Source organism: Streptomyces sp. NPDC019224 (assembly GCF_040632605.1).
GTDB lineage: Bacteria > Actinomycetota > Actinomycetes > Streptomycetales > Streptomycetaceae > Streptomyces.
Genome location: NZ_JBEYCF010000036.1, coordinates 1 through 24,589, shown reverse-complemented (window position 1 = coordinate 24,589; position 24,589 = coordinate 1). Strand labels below are relative to the sequence as shown.

General features: G+C 72.6%; 24 protein-coding genes and 1 pseudogene. 21 read left to right on the top strand and 4 right to left on the bottom strand.

The window, feature by feature from the left end; genetic code table 11:
• Positions 1–93 precede the first annotated feature (93 nt).
• The 9 genes and pseudogenes from ABZ564_RS22060 to ABZ564_RS22020 all read left to right on the top strand — a co-directional run bounded on the left by ABZ564_RS22060 (position 94) and on the right by ABZ564_RS22020 (position 8,998).
• Positions 94–756 (top strand): hydrolase, encoded by a 663-nt coding sequence (locus ABZ564_RS22060; RefSeq protein ID WP_360859012.1) that lies wholly within the window; start codon positions 94–96, stop codon positions 754–756.
• A gap of 5 nt (positions 757–761) precedes the next feature.
• Positions 762–1,283: a DoxX family membrane protein gene (locus ABZ564_RS22055; protein ID WP_360859010.1), complete on the top strand. Its 522-nt coding sequence runs from the start codon at positions 762–764 to the stop codon at positions 1,281–1,283.
• An 80-nt stretch (positions 1,284–1,363) separates the two neighbouring features.
• Positions 1,364–1,948, top strand: a complete 585-nt coding sequence (locus ABZ564_RS22050) for a DNA starvation/stationary phase protection protein (RefSeq protein WP_360859007.1) — start codon at positions 1,364–1,366, stop codon at positions 1,946–1,948.
• A 379-nt stretch (positions 1,949–2,327) separates the two neighbouring features.
• A complete protein-coding gene (locus ABZ564_RS22045; protein WP_360859004.1) occupies positions 2,328–3,281 on the top strand; it encodes an alpha/beta hydrolase in 954 nt (317 codons plus the stop codon).
• A complete protein-coding gene (locus tag ABZ564_RS22040) occupies positions 3,278–5,164 on the top strand; it encodes an amidohydrolase (protein ID WP_360859002.1) in 1,887 nt (628 codons plus the stop codon). The genes ABZ564_RS22045 and ABZ564_RS22040 overlap by 4 nt, the downstream gene beginning before the upstream one ends.
• A gap of 15 nt (positions 5,165–5,179) precedes the next feature.
• Entirely contained in the window at positions 5,180–5,923 is a 744-nt protein-coding gene (locus tag ABZ564_RS22035; RefSeq protein ID WP_360858999.1) for a GPR1/FUN34/YaaH family transporter, read from the top strand.
• A 45-nt stretch (positions 5,924–5,968) separates the two neighbouring features.
• Positions 5,969–6,295 carry a GNAT family N-acetyltransferase gene (locus tag ABZ564_RS22030; protein ID WP_360858996.1) on the top strand — a complete coding sequence of 109 codons (327 nt, stop codon included), beginning with the start codon at positions 5,969–5,971 and terminating at the stop codon, positions 6,293–6,295.
• A 103-nt stretch (positions 6,296–6,398) separates the two neighbouring features.
• Positions 6,399–6,617 (top strand): annotated as a pseudogene (locus ABZ564_RS22025) (alpha/beta hydrolase); the annotation flags it as partial.
• Positions 6,618–6,739: 122 nt separating this feature from the next.
• Positions 6,740–8,998 carry a helix-turn-helix domain-containing protein gene (locus ABZ564_RS22020; protein ID WP_360858994.1) on the top strand — a complete coding sequence of 753 codons (2,259 nt, stop codon included), beginning with the start codon at positions 6,740–6,742 and terminating at the stop codon, positions 8,996–8,998.
• A 62-nt stretch (positions 8,999–9,060) separates the two neighbouring features.
• Here ABZ564_RS22020 and ABZ564_RS22015 read toward each other — a convergent pair whose 3' ends face one another.
• Complete coding sequence (locus tag ABZ564_RS22015; protein ID WP_360858992.1) at positions 9,061–10,056, bottom strand: alpha/beta hydrolase; 996 nt, start codon at positions 10,054–10,056, stop codon at positions 9,061–9,063.
• Between the two features lie 161 nt (positions 10,057–10,217).
• Positions 10,218–11,288: a helix-turn-helix domain-containing protein gene (locus ABZ564_RS22010; RefSeq protein WP_360858989.1), complete on the bottom strand. Its 1,071-nt coding sequence runs from the start codon at positions 11,286–11,288 to the stop codon at positions 10,218–10,220.
• 429 nt (positions 11,289–11,717) lie between these two features.
• Between ABZ564_RS22010 and ABZ564_RS22005 the strand changes: the two genes are divergently transcribed.
• The 10 genes from ABZ564_RS22005 (at position 11,718) to ABZ564_RS21960 (ending at position 20,625) form a co-directional block, all read left to right on the top strand.
• Positions 11,718–12,554, top strand: coding sequence for an alpha/beta hydrolase (locus ABZ564_RS22005; protein ID WP_360858986.1), 837 nt, complete (start codon positions 11,718–11,720; stop codon positions 12,552–12,554).
• A gap of 166 nt (positions 12,555–12,720) precedes the next feature.
• Entirely contained in the window at positions 12,721–13,818 is a 1,098-nt protein-coding gene (locus ABZ564_RS22000; RefSeq protein WP_360858983.1) for an LLM class flavin-dependent oxidoreductase, read from the top strand.
• Entirely contained in the window at positions 13,815–14,429 is a 615-nt protein-coding gene (locus tag ABZ564_RS21995) for an FMN reductase (RefSeq protein ID WP_360858980.1), read from the top strand. Before ABZ564_RS22000 ends, ABZ564_RS21995 begins: the two co-directional genes overlap by 4 nt.
• A gap of 135 nt (positions 14,430–14,564) precedes the next feature.
• Positions 14,565–15,416 carry a HipA family kinase gene (locus tag ABZ564_RS21990; protein WP_360858977.1) on the top strand — a complete coding sequence of 284 codons (852 nt, stop codon included), beginning with the start codon at positions 14,565–14,567 and terminating at the stop codon, positions 15,414–15,416.
• A complete protein-coding gene (locus ABZ564_RS21985) occupies positions 15,413–15,796 on the top strand; it encodes a DUF3037 domain-containing protein (protein WP_360858975.1) in 384 nt (127 codons plus the stop codon). Before ABZ564_RS21990 ends, ABZ564_RS21985 begins: the two co-directional genes overlap by 4 nt.
• Before the next feature lie 216 nt (positions 15,797–16,012).
• Positions 16,013–16,774, top strand: coding sequence for a 3-oxoacyl-ACP reductase FabG (gene fabG / locus ABZ564_RS21980; RefSeq protein ID WP_360858973.1), 762 nt, complete (start codon positions 16,013–16,015; stop codon positions 16,772–16,774).
• 20 nt (positions 16,775–16,794) lie between these two features.
• On the top strand, positions 16,795–17,550 hold the full coding sequence (locus ABZ564_RS21975; RefSeq protein ID WP_360858970.1) for an SDR family oxidoreductase: 756 nt from the start codon (positions 16,795–16,797) through the stop codon (positions 17,548–17,550).
• Between the two features lie 119 nt (positions 17,551–17,669).
• The gene (locus tag ABZ564_RS21970) at positions 17,670–19,256 is read left to right on the top strand and encodes an ABC transporter substrate-binding protein (protein ID WP_360858967.1); all 1,587 of its coding nucleotides are present in this window, start codon (positions 17,670–17,672) and stop codon (positions 19,254–19,256) included.
• A 103-nt stretch (positions 19,257–19,359) separates the two neighbouring features.
• Complete coding sequence (locus ABZ564_RS21965) at positions 19,360–20,043, top strand: uracil-DNA glycosylase (protein ID WP_360858964.1); 684 nt, start codon at positions 19,360–19,362, stop codon at positions 20,041–20,043.
• A 96-nt stretch (positions 20,044–20,139) separates the two neighbouring features.
• On the top strand, positions 20,140–20,625 hold the full coding sequence (locus ABZ564_RS21960) for a hypothetical protein (RefSeq protein WP_360858961.1): 486 nt from the start codon (positions 20,140–20,142) through the stop codon (positions 20,623–20,625).
• 61 nt (positions 20,626–20,686) lie between these two features.
• On the opposite strand, the gene ABZ564_RS21955 is transcribed toward ABZ564_RS21960, so the two are convergent.
• Entirely contained in the window at positions 20,687–21,124 is a 438-nt protein-coding gene (locus ABZ564_RS21955) for a hypothetical protein (protein ID WP_360859132.1), read from the bottom strand.
• A gap of 290 nt (positions 21,125–21,414) precedes the next feature.
• Here ABZ564_RS21955 and ABZ564_RS21950 point away from each other — a divergent pair, with 290 nt between their 5' ends.
• A complete protein-coding gene (locus ABZ564_RS21950; RefSeq protein WP_360858958.1) occupies positions 21,415–22,338 on the top strand; it encodes a Gfo/Idh/MocA family oxidoreductase in 924 nt (307 codons plus the stop codon).
• Here the strand turns inward: ABZ564_RS21950 and lnt are convergent.
• Entirely contained in the window at positions 22,335–23,912 is a 1,578-nt protein-coding gene (lnt, locus tag ABZ564_RS21945; RefSeq protein WP_360858955.1) for an apolipoprotein N-acyltransferase, read from the bottom strand. The two genes, ABZ564_RS21950 and lnt, sit on opposite strands and share 4 nt — an antisense overlap.
• 190 nt (positions 23,913–24,102) lie before the next feature.
• Between lnt and ABZ564_RS21940 the strand changes: the two genes are divergently transcribed.
• The gene (locus tag ABZ564_RS21940) at positions 24,103–24,480 is read left to right on the top strand and encodes a hypothetical protein (protein ID WP_181509053.1); all 378 of its coding nucleotides are present in this window, start codon (positions 24,103–24,105) and stop codon (positions 24,478–24,480) included.
• Positions 24,481–24,589 lie beyond the last annotated feature (109 nt).

Below are 24,589 nucleotides of genomic sequence, written 5' to 3'. Positions count from 1 at the left end.
GAAAGTCGGCCGGCCGGACCGCCCGTAGTTTTCGGGTGTACCCAGCCGCGGGACGTGGACCGCACGGTACCGACTCCCCGAAAGGACCCCCTCATGTTCGACATCGCCAAGGTGCAGGCCGCCCCGAGCGCGGACCTCCTTACGCCCGACAACGCCGTCATGCTCTTCGTGGACCACCAGCCGCAGATGTTCTTCGGCACCGGCAGCGGCGACCGCGCCGCGATCATCAACAGCACCGTGGGTCTCGCCAAGGCGGCTCGGGCGTTCGACGTGCCCGCCGTCCTGACCACGGTCGCCGCCGAGTCGTTCTCCGGCCCCCTGCTGCCGCAACTCGCCGAGGTGTTCCCCAAGAACGAGATCATCGACCGCACGACGATGAACGCCTGGGAGGACGAGGCGCTCGTGGCGGCGGTCAGGGCGACCGGGCGCAAGAAGATCATCCTGGCCGGCCTGTGGACCGAGGTCTGCCTGGTGCTGCCCGCTCTCTCCGCGCTGGAGCAGGGATACGAGGTGTACGTGGTCTCCGACGCCTCCGGCGGCGTCAGCCCGGCCGCCCACGAGCACGCGATCCAGCGGATGATCGCCGCCGGCGCCGTCCCGGTGACCTGGGTCCAGGTCCTCCTGGAGCTGCAGCGCGACTGGGCGCGCCAGGAGACGTACGGCGCGGTCATGGAGATCGTCAAGGACCACGCGGGCGCTTACGGGCTGGGCGTCGTGTACGCGCAGAGCGTCATCGGCGCGCACGCGGCCGGCTGACCTCCTTGGACACCGGCCTTCTGATCCTGCGCCTGCTGGTGGGACTGCTCGTCGCCGGCCACGGTGTGCAGAAGATCAGCTCGCACCTGGGCGGCAAGGGGCTCGAGGGCGGCGCGGAGGAGTTCCGCGCCGACGGCTTCCGCGGCGGAGCCCTCACCGCGCTGGCGGCGGGCGGTGGCCAGATCGGATCGGGTCTGCTGCTCGCCGCCGGCCTCCTGACCCCGCTCGCCGCCACCGGGACCATCGGGGTCATGACCGTCGCTCTCACCGTGAAACGGCCCCACGGCCTCTGGGTGCAGAACGACGGTTACGAGTACCCGCTCGTCCTCATCGGCACCGCCGCCGCACTCGCCGCCACCGGCCCCGGAGCCTGGTCCCTCGACGCGGCCCTCGGCCTCACGCCGTACCCGCTGTGGTGGGCGGCCCTCGCGCTCGCGGCGGGCGGCGGCAGCGGGCTGCTCACCCGGCTCGTACTGCACCGGGCGCTCCCGGCGGCGCCGCGGAGCGCCGTCCGCGGCGGACGCTGACCGCGAGCCGCGCAGACCGGCCCGGCCGCTCCGCCTCCCCGCCCGGACGGCCGGGTCCTCCCGCCTTCCAGAAGAAATCGATGGAATCCACGATCACCGCACCCCCGCACGGCGGCGGCCGGCCGCTGCTGCACCAGAAGGGCGCCGAGACCCAGACGTTCGGCACGCTCGAACAGTTGCCGATCGGTTTCGGCCACGACACTCGCAGGTACGCCTGCCAGCGGCTGAACCGCGTCCTCGCCGACACGCAGATCCGGTACTCCCTCTACAAGAAGCACCACTGGCTCATGCGCGGGGCGGCCTTCTGCTCGCTCCACCTGATGCTGGACAAGCACGCAAAGGCCCAACCGGCCCTCGTGGACGCGCCGGCCGAGCGGATCCGGAGCCTCGGCGCCGTCTCGGTCGGAGACCCGCGCCACGGCGCGGAGCTGACCTCCGTCCCCCGGACGCCGGACGGCGTGGAGCCGGTCCCCGCCATGCCGTCGCGGCTCCTCGACGCGCACGAGCGGATCCTGACCGACGCGCGGGACGCCGCCGCCCGGATCTCGGCGGAGGGCGACGAGGGCAGCACCGACCTGCCCGTCTCCGACGTCATCCGCACCGGCGAGGCGCAGGTGCGGTTCCTGGCGGAGCACCTCGTCGCCACCCCCCTGGCACGCGGCTGACGGAGGACACGTACGACCTCGTCCTGGCCGGCCGCTCCTTTGCAGGCGCCGTCACCAGCGGTGCCGCAGGGGGCGACAGCCGCGTGAAGGCCCTCGTCCGCATCGCCGCGGCCACCCCGGACAAGGGCGAGAGCGCCGCCCGGCCGGCCGCGAAGTCCCCGGTCCCGTCCTCGGGGAGACGGCGAACCCGCAGTCGTACCCGCTGCCCGGCGGTGGGCGGCGCGGCGCGCCTGCTCCCGCACCACCGGGGCGGACGCCTCGCACGCCGTGGCCGTCTCCCGGCCCGGGATGGTCACCGACGTGCTCCTCGACGCCGCGCGTGCCACCCGCTGAACACCCGCCCCTACCCCCCCGTCCGTCCCACGAAGGGAAACCCCTCATGGCGATCACGCCGATCCTCGAACCCGCCGCCCAAGCCTTCGCCGACGCCACCGCCCAGCCGCCGTACCTCTACGAAATCCCCCCGGCGGACGGCCGCAAGGCCGTGGACGGCGTCCAGAGCGGTGAAGGCGTGCCCCTGCCCGCCGTGGACGAGGAATGGATCACCGTCCACGGCGGGCCCACCGGCGACGTCCGCGCCCGCCTCGTCCGCCCGCACGGCGCCACCGGCCCGCTCCCCGTCATCCTCTACATCCACGGAGCGGGCTGGGTCTTCGGCAACGCCCACACCCATGACCGGCTCGTCCGCGAACTCGCCGTCGGCACCCGTGCGGCCGTCGTCTTCCCCGAGTACGACCTCTCGCCCGAGGCCCGCTACCCCGTCGCCATCGAGCAGAACTACACCGTCGCCCAGTGGATCGCCCGCGAGGGACACCGCAAGGACCTCGACGGCACCCGGATCGCCGTCGCGGGCGATTCGGTCGGCGGCAACATGACCGCAGCCCTCACCCTCATGGCCAAGCAGCGCGGCGACGTCCGCCTCACCCACCAGGTCCTCTTCTACCCGGTCACCGACGCGAGCTTCGACACCGACTCCTACCACGCCTTCGCCGAGGGCTACTTCCTGCGCCGCGACGCCATGAAGTGGTTCTGGGACCAGTACACGACCGAAGAGGCCGAGCGCGCCCGGATCACCGCCTCGCCGCTGCGCGCCACCACCGAGCAGCTCACGGGCCTGCCGCCGGCTTTGGTCGTCACCGCGGAGGCCGACGTCCTGCGCGACGAGGGCGAGGCGTACGCGGCGAAGCTCCGGGCCGCCGGAGTCCCCGTCACCGCCCTTCGCGTGCAGGGGGTCATCCACGACTTCGTCATGCTGAACGCGCTGCGTGAGACGCAGGGCGCGGAACTCGCCATCGGTCTCGCCGTCGACACCCTCCGCAAGGCCCTGGCATGAGCGGGCCGTCTCCGAGCATGCCCGTCGCGGGCCTCGTGCCCGCCCCCCGTCAGGAACCCGCGCAGGCCGACCTCCTCGTCCGCAACGCGAAGGTGTTCACCGGCGACCCCGGCCGTCCCGAGGCCCGCGCCGTCGCGATCCGCGACGGGCGGGTCGCGGCCCTCGGCGACGACCACGACCTGGGCCACCTCGTCGGGCCGGGCACGAAGGTCGTCGACGCCCTCGGCCGCCGGGTGATCCCCGGCCTGAACGACTCGCACCTGCACGTCATCAGGGGCGGCCTGAACTACGTCCTGGAGCTGCGCTGGGACGGGGTGCGCAGCCTCCGCCACGCCCTCACCATGCTGCGGGAGCAGGCCGGCCGCACGCCCAAGGGGCAGTGGATCCGGGTCGTCGGCGGATGGACCGCCGAACAGTTCGCCGAACGCAGGATGCCGACCGTCGCCGAGCTGAACGCCGCAGCCCCCGACACCCCGGTGTTCGTCCTGCACCTCTACCAGTCCGCCCTGATGAACCGGGCGGCGGTACGGGCGGCGGGATTCACCCGCGACACACCCGACCCGCGCGGCGGCCACCTCGTACGGGGAAGGGACGGCGAACCCAACGGCGTGCTCCTCGCGGCGCCCAGCGCCCTCATCCTCTACTCGACGCTCGCCAAGGCGCCGGCCCTCGACGAGGCCGACAAGCGCACGTCGACGCGCCACTTCCTGCGGGAGCTGAACCGTTTCGGGCTGACCTCCGCGGTCGACGCCGCCGGCGGGTTCCAGAACTTCCCCGACAACTACGCCACGGTCGCCGACCTCGCCCGGTCGGGGGAGTTGTCCCTGCGGATCGCCTACCACCTGTTCCCGCAGACGGCCGGCCAGGAGCTCGCCGACCTGAAGCGGTGGACCGAGATGGTCGAGCCCGGCGAGGGGGACGAGTGGCTCCGCCTGAACGGAGCGGGCGAGAACCTCACCTGGGCGGCCGCCGACTTCGAGAACTTCTCCGAACCCCGTCCCGAACTCGCCGAGGGGTACGAGGCCGAGTTCGAGAAGGCGGTCCGGCTCCTGCTCGAGAACGGCTGGGGCTTCCGGCTCCACGCCACCTACGACGAGACGATCCGCCGCGACCTGGCCGTCTTCGAGAAGCTCGCGGCGGAAGGGCTCTTCCCCGGCGCCAACCGCTGGCTCTTCGACCACGCCGAGACCGTCTCGGCCGACAGTCTGGACCGGATCGCGGCCCTCGGCGGCGCTCTGTCCGTCCAGAACCGGATGTCCTTCCAGGGCACCGCCTTCCGCGACCGTTACGGCGCCGAGGCGGCCGCCCACGCCCCACCGGTCCGGGCCATGCTCGACCGGGGCCTGACCGTCGCCGCGGGAACCGACGCCACCCGCGTCTCCTCGTACAACCCGTGGGTCGCACTCCACTGGCTGGTGACCGGGCGCACCGTCGGCGGCACGGCGCTCCACCCGGCCGGCGGCCGGATCGACCGCGAGACCGCGCTCGGCCTCTACACGCGTGGCGGAGCACGGCTCACCGGCGAACAGGACGTCAAGGGAAGCCTGCGGGACGGCTGGTACGGCGACCTCGCGATCCTGTCCGACGACTTCCTGACCGTGCCCGAGGACGCCATCCCCGGGATCGAGTCCGTGCTGACCGTCGTCGGCGGCCGCATCGTCTACGCGACCGCGGAGTACGAGGGGCTCGACGAGGCCGTCCCGCCGGTCAGCCCGGAGTGGAGCCCGGTGGCCCACTTCGGCGGCTACCAGAGCGGGGCCCGCCAGGCGGCGCTCGTGACCGAGGCGGTCGCCGAGTCCGAGCAGCACCGCCTCTGGCGCGTCGCCCGAGGCGGTGCTCCCGACACGCCTCCGCCGTTCCTCGACCCCTGCTTCGAGCACTGAACGAGAGATCCCACGATGAGTACTGACTCCGCCTCCGCCGACGACGGGCCGGACAGCCGGCCGGACGCCGGGCCCGTCACCGTCCCGGCGCGCGGCTTCGAACCGGACCTCCGGTCGATGACCCGGATCAACCTGCGCCCCATCGCCTCACCCATGCCGCTGGGCTTCTTCACGGTGGCCATCGCCTCCGTGATGACGGGATGCATGCAGCTCGGGCTCTTCGAGGACGAGGCCCGCGCCGCCGTCGCCCTCTGCGTACTGCCCGCCTTCGCCCTGCAGTTCCTCGTGGGCATCCTCGCCTTCGGCGCCCGTGACGTGATCGCGGCGACGCTCATGGCCGTCTTCGCCGGCAGCTGGCTGGCCTACGCACTGGTCATGTTCAGCGGTGCGGCCGACGGCCTGCGCGTGCTCGGCGTCTTCAACCTGGCGCTCCTGTGCTTCGGGGCGCTGATGACCGCCGTGACCCGGCCCAAGCGCGCGCTCTGGCTCGTCCTGGCGGTCTCCCTGCCCCGCTGGGCCGCCACCGGGGTGGCGGGCCTCACCGGCGCCGAATGGCTCACCCGCGCCTCCGGCGCCCTCGGCCTTCTGGTGGCGCTCGTCGCGATGTACGCGGCGTTCGCCCTGATGCTGGAGGACATGCGCAGCGAGGAGGTCCTGCCCATCGGCCGCAGCGGCCCCGCCCACGCCGCCGTGGAGGGCGACCTCACGGTCCAGCTCCGCAACCTGGAACGCCAGGCAGGCGTGCGCCGCACGCTCTGAAACACCCCCCGAGACCCGGTACACCGCAAGCGCACAGGAGCATCCATGGAACCGCAGGTGGCGGACCGCCCCGAGAAGTCCCGGTACGAGGTACTCGCCGGTGACGACGGCACGGAGACCGCGGGCTTCGCCGAGTACTTCCTCCCGGAGGACGAGCCGGAGACCGAGATCGCGTTCATCCACACCGAGATCGATCCCCGGTTCGCCGGCCGGGGCCTGGGCTCGCTGCTCGCCCGGGGAGCCCTCGACGACGCCCGGACACGCGGGCTGCACGTCCTGCCGTACTGCCCCTTCATCCGGGGGTGGATCCGCGAACACCCCGAGTACACCGACCTGGTGCCCGAGACGCGCCGCGCCCGGTTCGGCCTCTGAAGCGCGCACGTCCGACCCCGCCTTCCACCCCACCGCCCACGCACCGAGGAGTTCACCCACGTCCCGGCACGCCCGTCCCACCGCCGTCCTGGTCCACGGTGTCTTCGCCGAGGCGGCGCCGGGCGCGGCGTGGAGGAGCAAGCCCTCGTGGGGCCTGGTCGCCACCTCCTGCCGGGCCATCAACCCCGAGGGGGAGCGCTACGGCTACCAGCGCGCCGGCATGACCACCGTCGAGGTCGACTCCTCGCACCTGGTCACGCTCGCTCAGCCGAAGGCCGTGGCCGAACCGATCCAGGACGTGGTCCGGGCCACGGCCCACTGACGCCCAGCCTGTGCCGGGCCCACCCCGCGGGATGGGCCCGGCCTCGCGCTCAGTACTGCCGGCCTGCGGATTTCCCGATCTGGCCGCCGTATTCTTTCCTCGGGCGGGAGGAAAGAGGAGTTTTGTTCGAGGAAAAGCCGTTCGGTCCGGTTCTGCGTGGTCTGCGACAGCGAGGCCGTCTGACGATGGAGGAGCTGGCCGAGGCGTCGGGCGTCAGTGTCCGGGCCATCGGCGACATGGAGCGCGGGCGCAGCCGGGTTCCGCAGCGCCGCACGGTGGCGGCCCTTGCGGAGGGGCTCGGGCTGGCGGACGCGGAGCGGGCGGCGCTGCTGGCCGTGGGACGGTCGGCGCGTCCGACGCGCGTGGTCGCGGTGGCGGGGACGGCTGTGCCGCCGCGGTCGGTGGGGAACTTCACCGGGCGTGAACCGGAGCTGGCACTCCTGCGGGAGTCGGCGGACCGGGCCCGGGCCGGCGGGAAGGTGCCGGTATGGGTCGTCTCGGGTCCTCCGGGGTGCGGGAAGACGACGCTTGCGCTGAAGGCGGCGGCGGACCTGGCGGAGGACTTCCCCGACGGGTGTTTCGTGGTGGACCTGCACGGGGTGGAAGGCCCCGTGGACACGGGTGAGGCGCTGCTGAAGCTGCTGAAGGCCCTTGGTGTGTCGGACCGCCGGCTGGCGAAGGAGGATCCGCAGGGCCACGCGGGGCTGCTGCGGGCGCTGCTGCGCGAGCGCCGGTGCCTGGTGGTCCTGGACAACGCCCGTGACGAGGGGCAGGTCCGGCCGCTGCTTCCCGCGGGCGGACGAAGCCTGGTCCTGGTCACCAGCCGCCGCCCCTTGAGCGGCCTCGAGGATGTCGAGCGCATGGCACTGTCCGAGATGGACCGGGCCGACGCGGTCGAGCTGCTGCGCCGGATCCTGGGTGCTGAGCGGGCCGACGCGGAGGCCGATGCCGTGGCGCGGGTCGCGGAGCTGTGCGGACATCTGCCGTTGGCCTTGCGGGTGGCGGGAAACTGGCTGACGGTCCGCTCGGCGTGGAGCGTCGGCCACCTGGTCCGTCGCCTGACCGACGAGGAACGCCGACTGGGCGCTCTGGCCGCGGGCGATGTGCGGGTGGAGGCGGCGTTCGAGCTGTCCTACCGTCAGCTGACCGCCCAGGCCGCCCGTATGCTGCGGCTGCTGAGCCTGGTCCCCGGGCCGGACATGACCGCCGCCTACGGTGCCGCCCTGACCGCCACCGACGTCTTCGAGGCCGAGGACGTGATGGAGGAGCTGGTCGAGGGCGGCCTGCTCCGGGCGACCTTCACCGGCCGCTACCAACTGCACGACCTGATACGCCTGTTCGCCCGCGCCCGGCTGTCCCTGGAGGAGGAACCCGGCGAGCGGGAAGCGGCCGACGGCCGGCTGCGCACCTGGCTGCTGGAGACGGCTGTGGTCGCGGCTCGCTGGTTCAAGCCCGCGTACGGGGCACCGCCCTCCTCCTGGCAGGGCCTGGTTCCGTTGCAGAGCGCCTCGGAGGCCCGGGCATGGCTGGACAGCGAGGCCTCCGCCTGGTTCGCCGCGCTGCGCGGAGCGGCCCGTCGGGGCGAGCACTCCAGGGTCGTCGAGACCGCCGATGCCATGGAGTGGTACTGCGCCCTCTCGCTCTTCCAGAACCCCTGGGTCGAGATCTTCCGTCTGTCCAGCGAAGCCGCTGCCGCCCTCGGCGACCCTTATCTGCAGGCTGTCCACCTCAACCACTACGCCGTTGTCCTGACCCCCTGCGAGCACAGGTACAGCGAAAGCGTGGAACGGGCGGACGAAGCGCTGGAACACGCCCGCCGGGCCCAGAACCCCTCTCAGCAGGCCTGGGCACTGGTCAACGCGGTACTTCCGCACCGGCGGCTCGGAGAGGCCCGCAAGGGCCTCGAAAAGGCTCGCACCGCCGCCGGCCTGTTCGAGGCCATCGGCGAGTACGAGGGCTGGATCGAAGCCATGGGCCCCTACGGTGCCACGCTGCGCGAACTCGGCCGTGCCGAGGAGGCCCTGACCCAGCACCAGCGCATCATCGCTTTCCTCGACGGACCCGACTGCCCGGTGAGCGGGCACGCGGCCGGCACCTACCGCGCCTTCGCCGGTGGTGCCCTCGGCGACGACTACGCCGCCCTGGGGCGGTGGCGCGAGGCCGCCGACCACTACCGCCTGGCCCAGGACCATTTCCGCCGCATCGGCATGCCGCACAGCGAGGGCGAGACCCTCCTGCACCTGGGGGAGGCCCTGATCGAACTGGGCGAGACCGAGGAAGCCCGCTCCCGCCTCCGGCAGGCCCTCGCCCTCGGTGACACGGCCGGCAGCAAGGAGCTGGCGGCCGCGCAGAGGCTCCTGGACACGCTCCCCGCCGAGTGAGCGAGGTCTTTTGCCGCGCGACGCGCCCGCGCACGTGCGCCACCCGCCCCGTGGCGGAGGGCTCAGCCCCGGTGCCGGTGCAGGGCCACGTGCACGGTGTCGAGGGCCTGGACGAGGGCGGCGCGCGCGGCGTCCGTCTCGCGCAGCGGATCGAGCACCATGAAGCCGTGGACCGTGCCGTGGTAGCGCATGGAGACCACCGGCACGCCGGCCTCCCGGAGCTTCGCCGCGTACGCCTCACCCTCGTCGCGCACCACGTCGGCCTCGCTGGTGACCACCAGTGCCGGGGGCAGTCCGGCGAGCTGTTCCAGCGAAGCCCGCAGCGGTGATGCGGTGGCCCGGCTCCGCTGCCGTACGTCGGGCAGGTACTGGTCCCAGAACCAGCGCATGGTCTCGCGGCCGAGGAAGTAGCCGTCGGCGAACTCCTGGTACGAGGGGGTGTCGAAGCCGGCGTCGGTGACCGGGCAGAGCAGCACCTGCAGGAGCAGCCGCACCCCGCCGCGCTCCTTGGCGAGCAGGGTCAGGGCCGCCACCAGGTTGCCGCCCGCAGAGTCGCCCACGGCGGCCATCCGGCTTCCGTCGAGGCCGATTTCGCCGCCTCGCTCGCAGAGCCACTTCGCGACCGCGTAGCACTGCTCGACGGCGATCGGATACCGCGCCTCGGGGGCGCGCTCGTACTCGACGAAGACCACGGCCGCGTCCGTGCCGAGGGCGAACGCGCGCACCAGACGTTCATGGGTGCCGGCGTCGCCCAGGACCCAGCCGAGACCGTGCAGGAACAGCACGACGGGGATCTCGCCGGTACTGTCGGCGGGCCTGACCACCTGCACCCGTACGTGACCCGTCGGCCCGCCCGGCAGAGCGAACCACTCCGTGGAGGTGGCCTCCTCGTCGAGAGGGTCGGGGGCGGTCCTTCCCTGGAGCCGGGCGAGGTCCAGACGGGCCTGTTCCGGGTCCGGGTCGTTCAGCGATGGCGGGCAGGTGTGCCGGGCCACGAATGCCCGGGTGAGGCGGTCCAGGAGCGGGGGCCTGGCGGGCGAAGAGACGTAGTCGGTCACACAGGGTCTCCTGCCGGGAGGGTCTGAAGCGAAAGGGTGGTTCGGAGCACCGGGTCCCTGGTCGAGCGGCGGAACGGGGAGCGGCGGCTGCCGGCCCGGGCCGTTGCCGCCGCAGGAACGGGGCGTGCACCGAGTGGCCCGCGCGGCTCCGGTCGGGGACCCTACCCGCTGGGCAGCGGGAGGACAGCCCCCTGCCGGGGCGGCGCCGCGGACATCGGCGGCGTCCTCGGGGCGGTCCCGGGCACCGAAGCGACTCCCGGGGGCCGGCCCAGGTCTTCCTGGGCGGTACGCAGGTTGCGCCATTCACGGGGGGAGACGCCGTAGGCGGCGCGGAAGGCCCGGCTGAAGTGGGCGGGATTGACGAAGCCCCACCTCTGGGCCACGGCGGACACGGTGGGGGCGGTCCTGCCGCGGCGGGCCAGTTCGCGGCCGCACTCCTCCAGTCGCCGTTGCCGGATGAACCGGCCGACGGTGGTCCCCTCCCCTTCGAACAGCCGGTGCAGATACCGGACGGAGATCCGGTGCGTCCGGGCGATGAGCTCGGGCGACAGGTCCGGGTCGCCCAGGTTCCGGTTGATGTGGTCACGGACGCGCAGCATCAGATGGCTGCTTGCGTCCGTGTCCGTGCCGTCCGGGTGGGTCCGGTCGGTGATCAGAGTGGCGAACAGGTCGACGACGTTGCCGGCCAGCCGGTTCGCGACGGCCGGGGGGTAGCAGCCGGACGAGGAGGAGGCCACGGCGGCCAGGAACGGGAGCAGCATCGCGCCGAAGCCGTCCCCGGTGCCGATGGCGTGGCCCGTGACCTGCCGGATGTCGCTGTCCGACACGCCCAGCACGCGGCGCGGAAGCTGGAAGACGTGTGTGGCGAACCGCTGCGGATAGTCGAAGGAGTACGGCCGGCTCGTGTCGTACACCACCAGGTCACCCTCGCCCACCGCGGCCCGCCGGCCGTCCTGGACGAAGGTGGCCGTGCCGGACACCTGGACACCGACCGCCACCAGCGCCTCGGGCGACCTGGCGATCAGCGCCGGTGTGCGGCTGACCCGCTCCGCGTCGGCCTCCAGGGTGGAGACCTGCAGATAGCCGAGGCGGTCGGTGGCGATCCGGCCGTCGAACGGGCCGTCACCCCGAGGGGCGACCGTCATCGGCACCAGCGTCCTGCTCACCGCGTCGTTCCAGTACGCGACCTTGTCCCGGTCCGGTACGGAGGCGGTCGACAACACCAAGCTCACATTGCTCTCCGGTCAGGGGGAAGTGGTTCCGGGGCTGCGGCGGGGAATCAGGACGCCGCGCCTCCCCGGAAGGCGGTGGCCGGTGTCCGGCGGGGCCGGACGGCTCGTCGTAGGACGGCGACCGCTCCAGCGCGACCGGACCACTTCGGCGGGGCCCGGGTTCCCGCCCGCACCGACCAGCCAAGCAGCGCGTCGGTGCTGTCTCCAGGCAGAACCACAGGCAGGAATCGCGGGAACCGGCGGAAACGTCCGGTGACGTGCGGTCCGCCCGGTCTGCTTCCGGACCGGGCGGACCGCTGCACTCATGGACAAGACGCAGTGCGTGGCGCGACAACAGGCTGCGCCTCCCCGACCGTAGCGTGACGGCGTTCCGTACCGCACCAGGCGCGGACCAGCCACTTCGCATCGATTCGCATCGAGGAGACCCCCATGCCGTACATCACCGTGGGCCAGGAGAACACCACCGCCGTCGACCTCTACTACGAGGACCACGGCACCGGCCGGCCGGTCGTGCTCATCCACGGCTTCCCCCTCGACGGCCACTCCTGGGAGCGCCAGAGCGCCGCGCTCCTCGAAGCCGGCCACCGCGTGATCACGTACGACCGCCGCGGCTTCGGGCAGTCCTCCCAGCCGACGACCGGCTACGACTACGACACCTTCGCGGCCGACCTGAACACCGTGATGGAGACCCTCGACCTGAACGACGCCGTCCTCGTCGGCTTCTCCATGGGCACCGGCGAGGTCGCCCGCTACGTGTCCACGTACGGCTCCGCCCGCGTCGCCAAGGTCGCGTTCCTCGCCTCGCTGGAGCCCTGCCTGCTCCGGAGCGACGACAACCCGGACGGCGCCGCCCCGAAGGAGTTCTTCGACGGAGTCGTCGCCGCGGTCAAGGCCGACCGCTACGCCTACTACACCGCCTTCTTCGACGACTTCTACAACCTCGACGAGAACCTCGGCACCCGGATCAGCGAGGAAGCCGTCCGCCACAGCTGGAACACCGCCGCACGCGGCGGCTCCTTCGCCGCCTCCGCCGCACCGGCGACCTGGTACACCGACTTCCGCGCCGACCTCCCGGCCATCGACGTGCCCGCCCTGATCGTGCACGGCACGGCCGACCGCATCCTGCCCGCCGAGAACACCGCGCGCCCCTTCCACCAGGCGCTCGCCTCCGCCGACTACGTCGAGATCGAGGGCGCCCCGCACGGCCTGCTGTGGACCCACGCCGAGGAGGTCAACGCCGCCCTCCTCGCCTTCCTGGCGAAGTGACGCCCCACCCGCCGGTTCACCCAGGGGGATCGCACCGCCGCGCGGCAGCCGGGGGAACCCGGCCGCCTGCCGCGGCGGGTGCCGCCGGAATTCCGGCGTCACCCCGCCTTCCACAGCAACGCCCACCGCCGCAGGACCCGGACAGGACCAGGAGAACAGAGACCCCATGCAGTTCGGCATATTCACCGTCGGGGACGTGACCCCCGACCCCACCGACGGCCGCACGCCGTCGGAACACGAGCGCATCAAGGCGATGGTCGCCATCGCCCTCAAGGCCGAGGAGGTCGGCCTGGACGTCTTCGCGACGGGCGAGCACCACAATCCGCCGTTCGTCCCGTCGTCGCCGACGACCATGCTCGGCTACATCGCCGCCCGCACCGAGAAGCTGATCCTGTCCACCGCCACGACGCTGATCACCACCAACGACCCGGTGAAGATCGCGGAGGACTACGCGACGCTCCAGCACCTGGCCGACGGCCGGGTCGACCTCATGCTGGGACGCGGCAACACCGGCCCGGTGTACCCGTGGTTCGGACAGGACATCCGTCAGGGCCTCAACCTCGCCAAGGAGAACTACGCGCTGCTGCGCAGGCTGTGGCGCGAGGACGTCGTGGACTGGGAGGGCACGTTCCGTACGCCGCTCCAGGCCTTCACCTCGACCCCCCGGCCCCTGGACGGCGTCCCGCCCTTCGTCTGGCACGGCTCCATCAGGTCCCCCGAGATCGCGGAACAGGCCGCCTTCTACGGCGACGGCTTCTTCCACAACAACATCTTCTGGCCGGCCGACCACACCCGGCGCATGGTGCAGCTCTACCGGCGCCGGTTCGCGCACCACGGCCACGGCCGGCCGGAGGACGCCGTCGTGGGCCTCGGCGGACAGGTCTTCATGCGGAAGAACTCCCAGGACGCCGTACGGGAGTTCCGTCCCTACTTCGACAACGCTCCCGTCTACGGCCACGGCCCGTCGCTCGAGGACTTCACCGAGCAGACCCCGCTGACGGTGGGCTCTCCCCAGCAGGTCATCGAGCGGACCCTGGCCTTCCGGGAGAGCGTCGGCGACTACCAGCGCCAGCTCTTCCTGATGGACCACGCCGGCCTGCCCCTGAAGACCGTCCTGGAGCAGCTCGACATCCTCGGCGAGGAGGTCGTGCCCGCGCTGCGCAAGGAGTTCGCGAACGGGCGTCCCGCCGACGTTCCGGACGCACCGACGCACGCGGCACGGGTCACCGCCGCCGCGACGCGGCGGGGGGAGGCCGCCGCATGAAGCTGACCGTCGTCTCCGCGGGGCTGAGCACGCCCTCCTCCACCCGCCTGCTCGCCGACCGGCTGGCCGAGGCGGCCCGCGACGAACTCGTCGGCCGGGGCCACACCGTGTCGATCGAGGTCGTCGAGCTGCGCGCACTCGCCGGCGACATCGCCAACCATCTCGTGACCGGTTTCGCACCGCCGCGTCTGGCCGCCGCGATCGACGCGGTGACCGGTGCCGACGGCCTGATCGCCGTGACTCCGGTGTTCACGGCCTCCTACAGCGGACAGTTCAAGTCCTTCTTCGACGTGATCGCCCCGGACGCGCTCACCGGGCAGCCCGTCCTGGTCGCGGCGACGGGCGGAACCGCCCGCCACTCCCTGGTCCTGGACCACGCCCTGCGCCCGCTCTTCTCCTATCTGCGCGCCGCCGTCGTTCCCACCGCGGTGTACGCGGCGTCCGAGGACTGGGGATCAGGGGGAGACGAGTACACCGACGGCCTTCCCGCGCGCATCCGGCGGGCGGGCGGCGAACTGGCCGCCCTCATGGCGGCCCGCCCGCCCCGGGCCGAACCCGCGGACGACGTCACCGCCCTCGAACGGCAACTCGCCGACCTGCGCTTCGACTGAGGCCGGGGGCCCGCCCCCGAGCGGCCGGCCGGCCCGCGCGTGCTCCCCGGAGGACGAAGGGGCGTTCCCGGCGAGGGGGCGGGGCCGGCCGAGTGGCTGTGCTCCGCGGCTCGGACGGGCCGATAACCTGGGAAAATGCTTACCGAAGTGACAGCGACCCGCTATGTCACGCCCTTGCGTGAAGGCGGCTCGCTCCCCGGGATCGTCGAGGCCGACGATCTCGGCACGTACGTCATGAAGTTCACCGGAGCCGGTCAGGGCCGCAAGACCCTGGTCGCGGAGGTGATCTGCGGGCAGCTCGGCCGACGGCTCGGGCTGCGCGTGCCCGAGCTGGCGCAGATCCAGCTGGACCCGGTCATCGGACTCGCCGAGCCCGACCAGGAGGTGCAAGAGCTGCTCAAGGCCAGCGGGGGCCTCAACCTCGGGATGGACTTCCTGCCCGGCTCGCTCGGCTTCGACGCCCTCGCCTACGAGGTCGACCCGCGCGAGGCCGGGCGGGTCGTCTGGTTCGACGCGCTGATCAACAACGTCGACCGGTCCTGGCGCAACCCGAACATGCTGGTCTGGCACGGCGACCTCTGGCTCATCGACCACGGCGCCACCATGATCTGGCACCACAACTGGCCCGGCGCCCAGGCGTCCGTCGCCAAGCCGTACAACGCCTCCGACCACGCGCTCGCCCCGTTCGGACCCGACATCGCGGCGGCCGCCGCCGAGCTCGCCCCGCTGGTGACGCCCGAGCTGCTCGCCGAGGTCGCGGCCGACGTCCCCGACGAGTGGCTGGTGGACGAGCCGGGCTTCGACTCCACGGACCGGCTGCGCCAGGCGTACGCGGACGCACTGCTCGCCCGGGCGGCCACCATTCACGAGCGGATCGTCATGGACGCGCCCACCCCCGACAAACCCTCCCAGGCCCCGGGCTGGATCACCGAGCGCCTCGCCCCGCGCCACCACACCCAGGACAGCGACAAGGGCGGCCGGGCATGAGCGAACGCGATGTCTTCGAGTACGCGCTGCTGCGCGTCGTCCCCCGCGTCCAGCGCGGGGAGTGCTTCAACGCCGGGGTGGTGGTCTACTGCCGCGCCAAGGGCTTCGTGGCAGCCCGCACCGAGCTCGACGAGACGAAACTGAAGGCGCTGGACCCGGGCGCCGACGTGACCGGAGTCCGGGCCGCGCTGCACGCCGTCGAGGGGGTCTGCCGCGGCGGCACCGCCGCGGGCCAGGCCGCCGGAGACGACGCGGGGCGGCGCTTCCGCTGGCTGATCGCGCCGCGCTCCACCGTCGTGCAGCCGGGGCCCGTGCACAGCGGCCTCACCGCCGATCCCGAGGCGGAGGTGGAACGGCTTCTCGACCTGCTGGTGCGCTGACGCGCGACCCGGGCCGGCGTCCGCGCACCGTGTGACGGCGGCCCGGCGGAGTGTGACATGCGCCGCTGCCCCCGTGGGCCGTTGACACCGGGTGCCAGGGCTTCTAGCGTCTCGTCTGCTGAAGGTACTAAGCGGTTGCTCAGCCATCGGGCCGGTTCTCGCAGGGAGCGCCCCGACGTCCGCTGAGCCGCTATCCAAGGGCGAGGAGAGCCAAGCATGTCCACCAGCGAGCAGCGCGTAGCCATCGTGACGGGAGCGGCCCGGGGCATCGGTGCCGCCACCGCGGTACGTCTGGCGGCCGAGGGCCGCGCCGTCGCCGTACTCGACCTCGACGAGGCGGCCTGCAAGGACACCGTCGAGAAGATCACCGCCGCCGGGGGCAGGGCACTCGCCGTCGGCTGCGACGTGTCGGACGGCGCCCAGGTGGAAGCCGCCGTCGCGCGGGTCGCCGCCGAACTCGGCGCCCCCACCATCCTCGTCAACAACGCGGGTGTGCTCCGCGACAACCTGCTCTTCAAGATGAGCGAGTCCGACTGGGACACCGTGATGAACGTGCACCTCAAGGGCGCGTTCCTGATGGCCAAGGCCGTCCAGAAGCACATGGTGGACGCCAAGTTCGGCCGGATCGTGTCGCTGTCCTCCTCCTCGGCGCTCGGCAACCGCGGCCAGGCCAACTACTCGGCGGTCAAGGCGGGTCTCCAGGGCTTCACCAAGACCCTCGCCAAGGAACTCGGCAAGTTCGGCATCACCGCCAACGCCGTCGCGCCCGGCTTCATCGTCACCGAGATGACCGCGCAGACCGCCGCCCGCGTGGGCATGGGCTTCGAGGAGTTCCAGGCGGCCGCCGCCACCCAGATCCCGGTCCAGCGCGTCGGCGTCCCCGACGACATCGCCAACGCCATCGCCTTCTTCACGGGCGACGCCGCCGGCTTCGTCTCCGGCCAGGTCATGTACGTCGCCGGCGGACCACTCAACTGAACCGAAGGGCTGCGGACATCATGACTGTGCAGGACAGCGGCAAGGTCGCGCTGATCACCGGCGCGAGCCGGGGCATCGGCTACGGCATCGCGCAGGCGTTCGTCGAGCGCGGCGACCGGGTGTGCATCACCGGGCGCAACGAGGACGCCCTGAAGGAGGCCGTCGAGGCGCTCGGTTCGGACCGGGCCATCGGCGTCGCCGGCAAGGCGCACGACGAGGCGCACCAGGCGGTGGCCGTCGCCCGCGCCATGGAGGCCTTCGGCCGGGTCGACTTCCTGGTCAACAACGCCGGCACCAACCCCGTCTTCGGGCCGATCGCGGAGCTCGACCTGAACGTCGCCCGCAAGGTCTTCGAGACCAACGTGGTCTCGGCGCTCGGCTTCGCCCAGCAGACCTGGAAGGCGTGGCAGAAGGAGAACGGCGGGGCGATCGTCAACATCGCCTCGGTCGCCGGTGTCTCCGCCTCGCCCTTCATCGGCGCGTACGGCATGAGCAAGGCGGCCATGGTCAACCTGACCCTCCAGCTGGCGCACGAGTTCGCGCCGGTGGTCCGGGTCAACTCGATCGCGCCGGCGGTCGTCAAGACCCGGTTCGCCCAGGCGCTGTACGAGGGCCGCGAGGAGGAGGCCGCGGCCGCCTACCCGCTCGGCCGGCTCGGTGTGCCGGAGGACATCGGCGGTGCCGCCGCCTTCCTCACCTCCAGCCAGTCCGCCTGGATCACGGGCCAGACCCTGGTGGTCGACGGCGGCATCTTCCTGAATGCCGGCGTGGGCTGAGATTCGGCCTGGGCCGGTATGGCCGCGAATGCCTCAAGTGCCCTGCCGGACCTGCGGATTGGTCCGGCGGGGCGCTGCGGTATGGTCTGCCGACCCATGGCTGATCGAGGAGCGTGCACGTGTTCTACCGGGCCAGTCTGCAAGCCGCTGCAGCCCTTGCTTCCCTGTCCCTGCTGGCCGGTTGCGGGCTCCTGCCCGGTGACGGCTCGGAGGTTGACCAGAAGCTCGCCGTCGGCACGACCAGTGAGCCCACGACGCTGGACCCGGCGGCGGCGTGGGACGGTTCCTGGGAGCTGATGCGCAACGTGTTCCAGACCCTGGTGAGCTTCCCCACCGGCAGTACGGAGCCCGAGCCGGACGCGGCGGAGGAGTGCAGGTTCACCGACCGCACCAGCACCGCCTACCGCTGCAGGCTCCGCAAGGGGCTGAAGTTCTCCAACGGCGACAAGCTCGACGCCGGGGCCGTCAAGTACTCCATCGACCGGATCTCCCGGATCGGGGTCAAGGGCGGACCCGCCGGCATGCTCGCCTCGCTCGACCGGGTCGAGACCAAGGGCGACGACGTCGTCATCTTCAACCTGAAGAAGCCCGACGCCACCTTCCCGTTCGTGCTGGCCACCCCGGCCATGTCCCTGGTCGCGCCGAGCGCGTACTCGAAGAACAAGATCCGCGGCGACGGCAAGGTCACCGGCTCCGGCCCCTACCTGCTGGACTCCTACGCGCAGGGCGACCGCTCCGAACTGGTGAAGAACCCCGACTACAAGGGGTTCGCCGACCGCAAGAACGACGCCGTGACCATCCGGTACTTCAAGGAGTCCGGGGCCATGGTGGCCGCGCTCAGGAAGAACGAGATCGACGCCACCTACCGCGGCCTGTCCGCCGAGGACGTCGTCAGCATCGAGGACACCAGCGACAGCGACGAGGACAACGCCCTCCAGATCGTCGAGTCGGTCGGCGCCGACATCCGCTTCCTGGTCTTCAACCCGGACGACCCGGCCGCCGGGAAACCCGCCGTCCGGCGGGCGATAGCCCAGCTGATCGACCGGGACGCGCTCGTCTCCAAGGTCTACCGGGGGACGGCCGAGCCGCTGTACTCGATGGTCCCGAAGGGCATCGCCGGGCACGCCACCAGCTTCTTCGACACCTTCGGCAACCCCAGCGAGGACAAGGCCCGCCGGATCCTGGCGGACGCGGACATCACCACGCCCGTCGCCATGACCTTCTGGTACACCACCGACCGGTACGGCTCCTCGACGGCGCCCGAGTTCGACGAGCTCAAGCGTCAACTGGAGGCGTCCGGGCTCTTCCGCGTCACCCTGAAGAGCCGGCCGTGGAAGACCTTCCAGGAAGGCTTCACCAAGGGGGAGTACCCCGTCTTCGGCCGCGGCTGGTTCCCGGACTTCCCGGACCCGGACAACTTCATCGCCCCGTTCGTGGGCAGGAACAGCGTGACGGGCATGCCGTACGTGAAGGACGAGATCACCAAGCAGCTGCTGCCCCGGTCCCGCAAGCAGAGCAACCGGGGCGCCGTCGGCAAGGAGTTCGAGCGGGCCCAGGAGATCCTGGTCGACGACGTGCGGCTGCTGCCGCTGTGGCAGGGCAAGCTGTACGTGGCCGCGGGCGAGGACATCGGCGGCGGCGAGCGCGCCCTGGACCCGCAGACCGTCATGCAGATGTGGGAGCTGTACCGCAAGGCCAGCTGGTAGCACCGTGCGGGCGGGCCCCGGCCGCCCGCACGCGCACCTCGTTGTCAGTGGCGCCCGGTAGGTTCTGGGATCAAGAACGGATTGCTTACCGGAGGTTGTTCACGTGACCGACACCGACCTGCTGCCCGAGTCCTGGCGCGGCGTCCTCGGCGAAGAGCTGCAGAAGCCGTACTTCAAGGAGCTCACCGAGTTCGTCGAGGAGGAGCGGTCCGCCGGACCGGTCTACCCGCCCCGGGAGCAGGTGTTCGCGGCCCTGGAAGCGACCCCGTACGACAAGGTGAAGGTCCTGGTCCTCGGCCAGGACCCCTACCACGGCGAGGGCCAGGGCCACGGGCTGTGCTTCTCCGTGCGGCCCGGTGTGAAGACCCCGCCCTCGCTGCGCAACATCTACAAGGAGATGAAGGAGGATCTGGGTCTGCCCATCCCGGACAACGGCTACCTCATGCCGTGGGCCGAGCAGGGCGTCCTCCTGCTCAACGCCGTGCTGACCGTTCGCGCCGGCGAGGCCAACTCGCACAAGGGCAAGGGCTGGGAGAAGTTCACCGACGCCGTGATCCGGGCCGTCGCGGCCCGTCCCGACCCGGCGGTCTTCGTGCTCTGGGGCAACTACGCGCAGAAGAAGCTCCCGCTGATCGACACCGACCGCCATGCGGTGGTGACGGGGGCGCACCCCTCACCGCTGTCCGCGAAGAAGTTCTTCGGCTCCCGCCCCTTCACCCGGATGAACGAGGCCATCGCCCAGCAGGGCCACCAGCCCATCGACTGGCGCATCCCCGACCTGGGCTGATCCGCCCCCGAGCCTCCACGCGTCCGCCCGCCCCGGCGGTTAGCGTCGGAAGCCGGACCGGCCGGGTGCGGGCGGACGGGCGCGAGGGAGACTGTGGTGACGGAGCGGCGGGAGATGCCGGAGGACGTCTTCATGACCAGGATCGGCCAGGCGGTCATGCTGCTGCACGGAGGCGACCGGGAAGAGGCCCGCAACCGCTTTGCCGCGCTCTGGTCGGAGATCGGTGACGGCGGCGACGCCCTGCACCGGTGCACGCTGGCGCACTACATGGCTGATACGCAGGACGACCCCGCCGACGAACTGGCCTGGGACCTGCGGGCGCTGACCGCAGCCCGGACGCTGGCCGACGAGTGCGCGGCCGGCCACCGGGACGCGCAGGCGGTGCGGGCCTTCTACCCCTCGCTGCACCTGAACCTCGCCGCGGACTACGTGAAGCTCCAGCGACCGGCGGCCGCCCGGGACCATCTGGAGCGGGCCCGGGCGGCCTCGGCGGTGCTCGCCGACGACGGCGCGGACGACGGATACGGGGGAGGCGTCCGGGCGGCGATCGGTCGGCTGGAGCGGCGGCTGCGCGAGTGGTGACACGTGCCCCGGGTCCGCTCTCCCGGCGCCGCCGCCCCCGGCCACCGTCACCGCATCCGCGTCACCTGCCGTAGGCGCGGTCGCAGATACGGGACTGCGGGCTGCCCGCCGGCCAGTGGCCGTAGCCCCTCCCCAGGGCGCACACCCCGGTGCCGCCGACGGGCGCGGGCAGGGCGGGAGCGGGGGCGGCCGGGGCGATCCGGCGCGGCAGTGGAGGGGCCGGTGCGCGCTCGGGCCGCTGTCGTGGCAGGCGAGCCTCGCCGGGCCGCGCGGCCGGGGGCGCCGGCGGCGGCTTGGGCGCGGCGGACGGCGAGGCCGAGGAGGAGCGCTTCGCCTTCGGCGCGGCCTCCAGGGTGTCGTGGACCGGCGGCCCGGCGGTCTGCGGGGTGAGGTCGTGCGCCGGCCGGCTGACCCCGGGGAGCGGCGGGGCGGCCGGCCGCGGCTGGACGGACACACACCCCGACAGGGCCGCGACCGCGAGGCAGGCCAGGAGTTTCACGGCGGTTCTCGTTCGTTGCACGTGATCAACTCTGCGGCGCCGGTGATCAACCGGTGAGCCCGTACGCGGCAATTGGCCCGCACGAGTGACGCCGGGCGCGTCAGTGCGCGACTTTCCGTCGCCCCCGTCTCCCGGCTCGTGCCCCGCCTCGGCCCTCGACGGCATCACCGGCAGGCGGCTCCCGGGACCCACGTATGCTGCCCGGGACGACGACGGAAGCGCCCGCAGCGCTGTGGCCGGGCCCTCCGGACGCTCGCGGCACACGGCGCCGGCCAGTGAGAGGAACACCTGTGAAGGTCGGCTGCATCGGGCTCGGGGACATCGCGCAGAAGGCGTACCTGCCGGTGCTCGGCGCCCTGCCGGACATCGAACTGCACCTGCAGACCCGCACCCGGGCCACCCTGGCCTCGGTCGCCGCCGCCCACCGCGTGCCGGCGGACCGGTGCCACCAGGACCTGGACTCGCTGCTCGCCCAGGGGCTCGACGCCGCGTTCGTGCACGCATCGACCGCCGCCCACCCCGAGATCGCCGGCCGGCTGCTCGAAGCGGGCGTCCCCACGTACGTCGACAAGCCGCTCGCCTACACGCTGGAGGAGTCCACCCGCCTGGTCGAGCTCGCCGAGGCGCGCGGGACCGGCCTCGCCGTCGGCTTCAACCGCCGACTGGCACCGGGTTACGCCCAGTGCGCCGAGCACCCGCGCGAGCTGATCCTCATGCAGAAGAACCGGATCGGGCTGCCCGAGGAGCCCCGGACCATGGTCCTCGACGACTTCATCCACGTCGTGGACACGCTGCGCTTCCTGGTGCCCGGTCCGGTCGAGCGCACCGTGGTGAGCGGCAGGATCGTCGACGGTCTGCTGCACCACGTCGTGCTCCAGCTGTCCGGCGACGGTTTCACCGCCATCGGCGCGATGAACCGGCTCAGCGGCTCGACCGAGGAGCGGCTGGAGGTCTCCGGCCAGGATTCCAAGCGCGAGGTGCTCAACCTCGCGGAGGTCATCGACCACAAGGGCCAGCCGAGCGTGCGCAGGCGCGGCGACTGGGTTCCGGTGGCCCGTCAGCGCGGCATCGAACAGGCCGTGCTGGCGTTCCTGGACGCCGTGCGCGCGGGCCGTCAGCCGAGCGCCCGGGACGCCCTGGAGACCCACGAACTCTGCGAGCGCGTCCTGCGCGACCTGGACGCCGCGCAGGGCTTCCCGCCACAGGCGGTCTAGGAAGCGGCAGCCGCCTCCACCGGCCTCGTACGCCTCCGGGCGCGCGCGGCCCGTACCCCCTCCGACGTACAGAAGACGGCCAGCAGCACCAGCGCCCCGTACAGCGGCCAGTCGCCCAGCCGTACGTACAGCGTCGTGCCCCGGGCCAGCGGCACCCCGAACACGGCGGTGCCGCTGGTGTCCGTGCCGAGCCGGGGCCCGATCGCCTCGCCGTGCGGGCCGTACACCGCGCTCACGCCTGTGAGGGTGGCGTGCACCATCGGGCGGCCGCTCTCCGCCGCCCGCAGCGCGCCGAGCGACGCGTGCTGGGCGGGCGCCCAGCCGTGCTGGAAGGACGAGGTGGAGGACTGGGCGATCAGCAGCCCGGCCCCGTCCCGGACCAGCCGCCGGCTCATGTCCGGGAACGCGGACTCGAAGCAGACCAGCGGCCCGATGCGCAGGCCGTCCGCGCCGGGCACCCCCATCGTGACCGGGCCGGTACCGCGCAGCCGGTCCTCGCCCGCGGCGCGGCCCAGCGAGGTCGCCCAGCCGAGGGCCGAACGGGCCGGGATGTACTCGCCGAACGGCACGAGCCGCATCTTGTCGTACCGGTCCCCGGTGAGCCCTTGCGGCCCCACCAGCACGGCGCTCTTGAAGATCCCGGTCCGCCCCGCCCCGTCGGTCTGCCGCGCGTCCACGTTGACCAGGACGTCCGCGCCCACCGACCGCGACAGCGCCGCCAGCCGGGCCGTGATGTCGGGCCGCCGGACCGGATCGACGCCGACGCTGCTCTCACCCCACACCACCAGATCGACGTCCCGTCCCGCCAGTGACCGGGTCAGCTCCTCGCTGACGGCGAACCTCCGCTGCACGCTGCCCGGACCCGCCACGATCCCGGGCTGCACGACGGCCACCCTGGCCGTGCCCGCCCGTTCGGGCTGCGGTGCCCACACCCAGGCCGCACCGACCACGAGGGCGCCCACCAGGAGCGACACGGCGGCCGCGACCCGGGCGGCGGAGTGCACCAGCAGCACGGTGAGCGCGGTGTTCACCGCCACCACCAGCAGGCTCACCAGCCACACCCCGCCCACCGAAGCCAGCCGCAGCGCCGGCGCCACCTGCCACTGGCTCGCCCCCAGCAGCCCCCACGGTCCGCCCAGCGCCTCCCAGGACCGGACCAGCTCGATCATCAGCCAGCCGCACGGCACCAGGACCATCGCCGCCACCGCCGACCGCCCGGTCACAGGGCCCCGCAGCAGCCGGCCCACCAGCACCCCCCACGGCGCCCACAGCAGACCGAGCAGAGCCGCGAGGACCACGATGAACACATGCAGGCTCGGCATCAGCCAGTGGTGCACGGCGATCATGTAGCCGGTCCCGCCCAGCCACGCGTCCCGCGCCGCCCCGCGCCCCGTACCGGCGGACCGGATCAGCAACAGCAGCGGGACCAGACAGACATAGGCGAACCACCACAACGAGGGCGCGGGAAAGGCCAGGGCCGGCAGCGCACCGGCCACCAGTGCGGCCGCCGCCCGCCCCGGGGCCCGGTCCAGCATCCGTGCGCCCCGCTCGCGCCACCCGGCCCACGACCCCATGCCGCACCTCCTCGCCCCACCCGTCGGCAGGTCCGTCCGCATCCGATCCCGCTCTTCTTCCCCAGTGTGGTCCGGCGGACGCGGCCCGGGCGCCGGTGCCGAGACGGGAGCGGCCGTCCGGCCCCCGCACGGCGTACCGTCGCGCGTCTCGGTCCCTGTGGGCCGGGCCGCCTGCGCCTATGCTCGCGGAATGGAGCAGAGCGAAGTGGTGAAGCGTGTGGTCGGCATCCTCACCGAGGCGGGGGAGATGCGCCGGCTGCTGGAGGAGAATCCCGACCGGGACGACGCCGACACCGATTCGACCGTGGTGACCGCCCTTCTCAACGAGACGATGCCGCGGATCGCGATCCCGGAGGACGCCACCGTCGAGGACGTGGTGGTCCTCGTCGGGCGTGAGGTCGGCGGTGCGGTGGAACAGCTCGTCGGGGCGTTCACCCTGGCGTTCGCCATGCTGGCCCAGGTGCACGACTCCGGGCAGACGGACGTCACCTCGGCGGACGTGCTGCAGGACCTCGCCCTGCGCGCCGAGCAGTTCGGCGCCGAGGGCCCCGGCGACGCGGAGATCTGACGCCGTGCGCCGCCCCCGGCCGGCCGGGGGGGGGGCACGGCGGACGTGAGCCCCCGGACACGCCCCCGTGCGGGCGCAGCGCGGCGGCGCCGACCAGAAAGAAGATCAT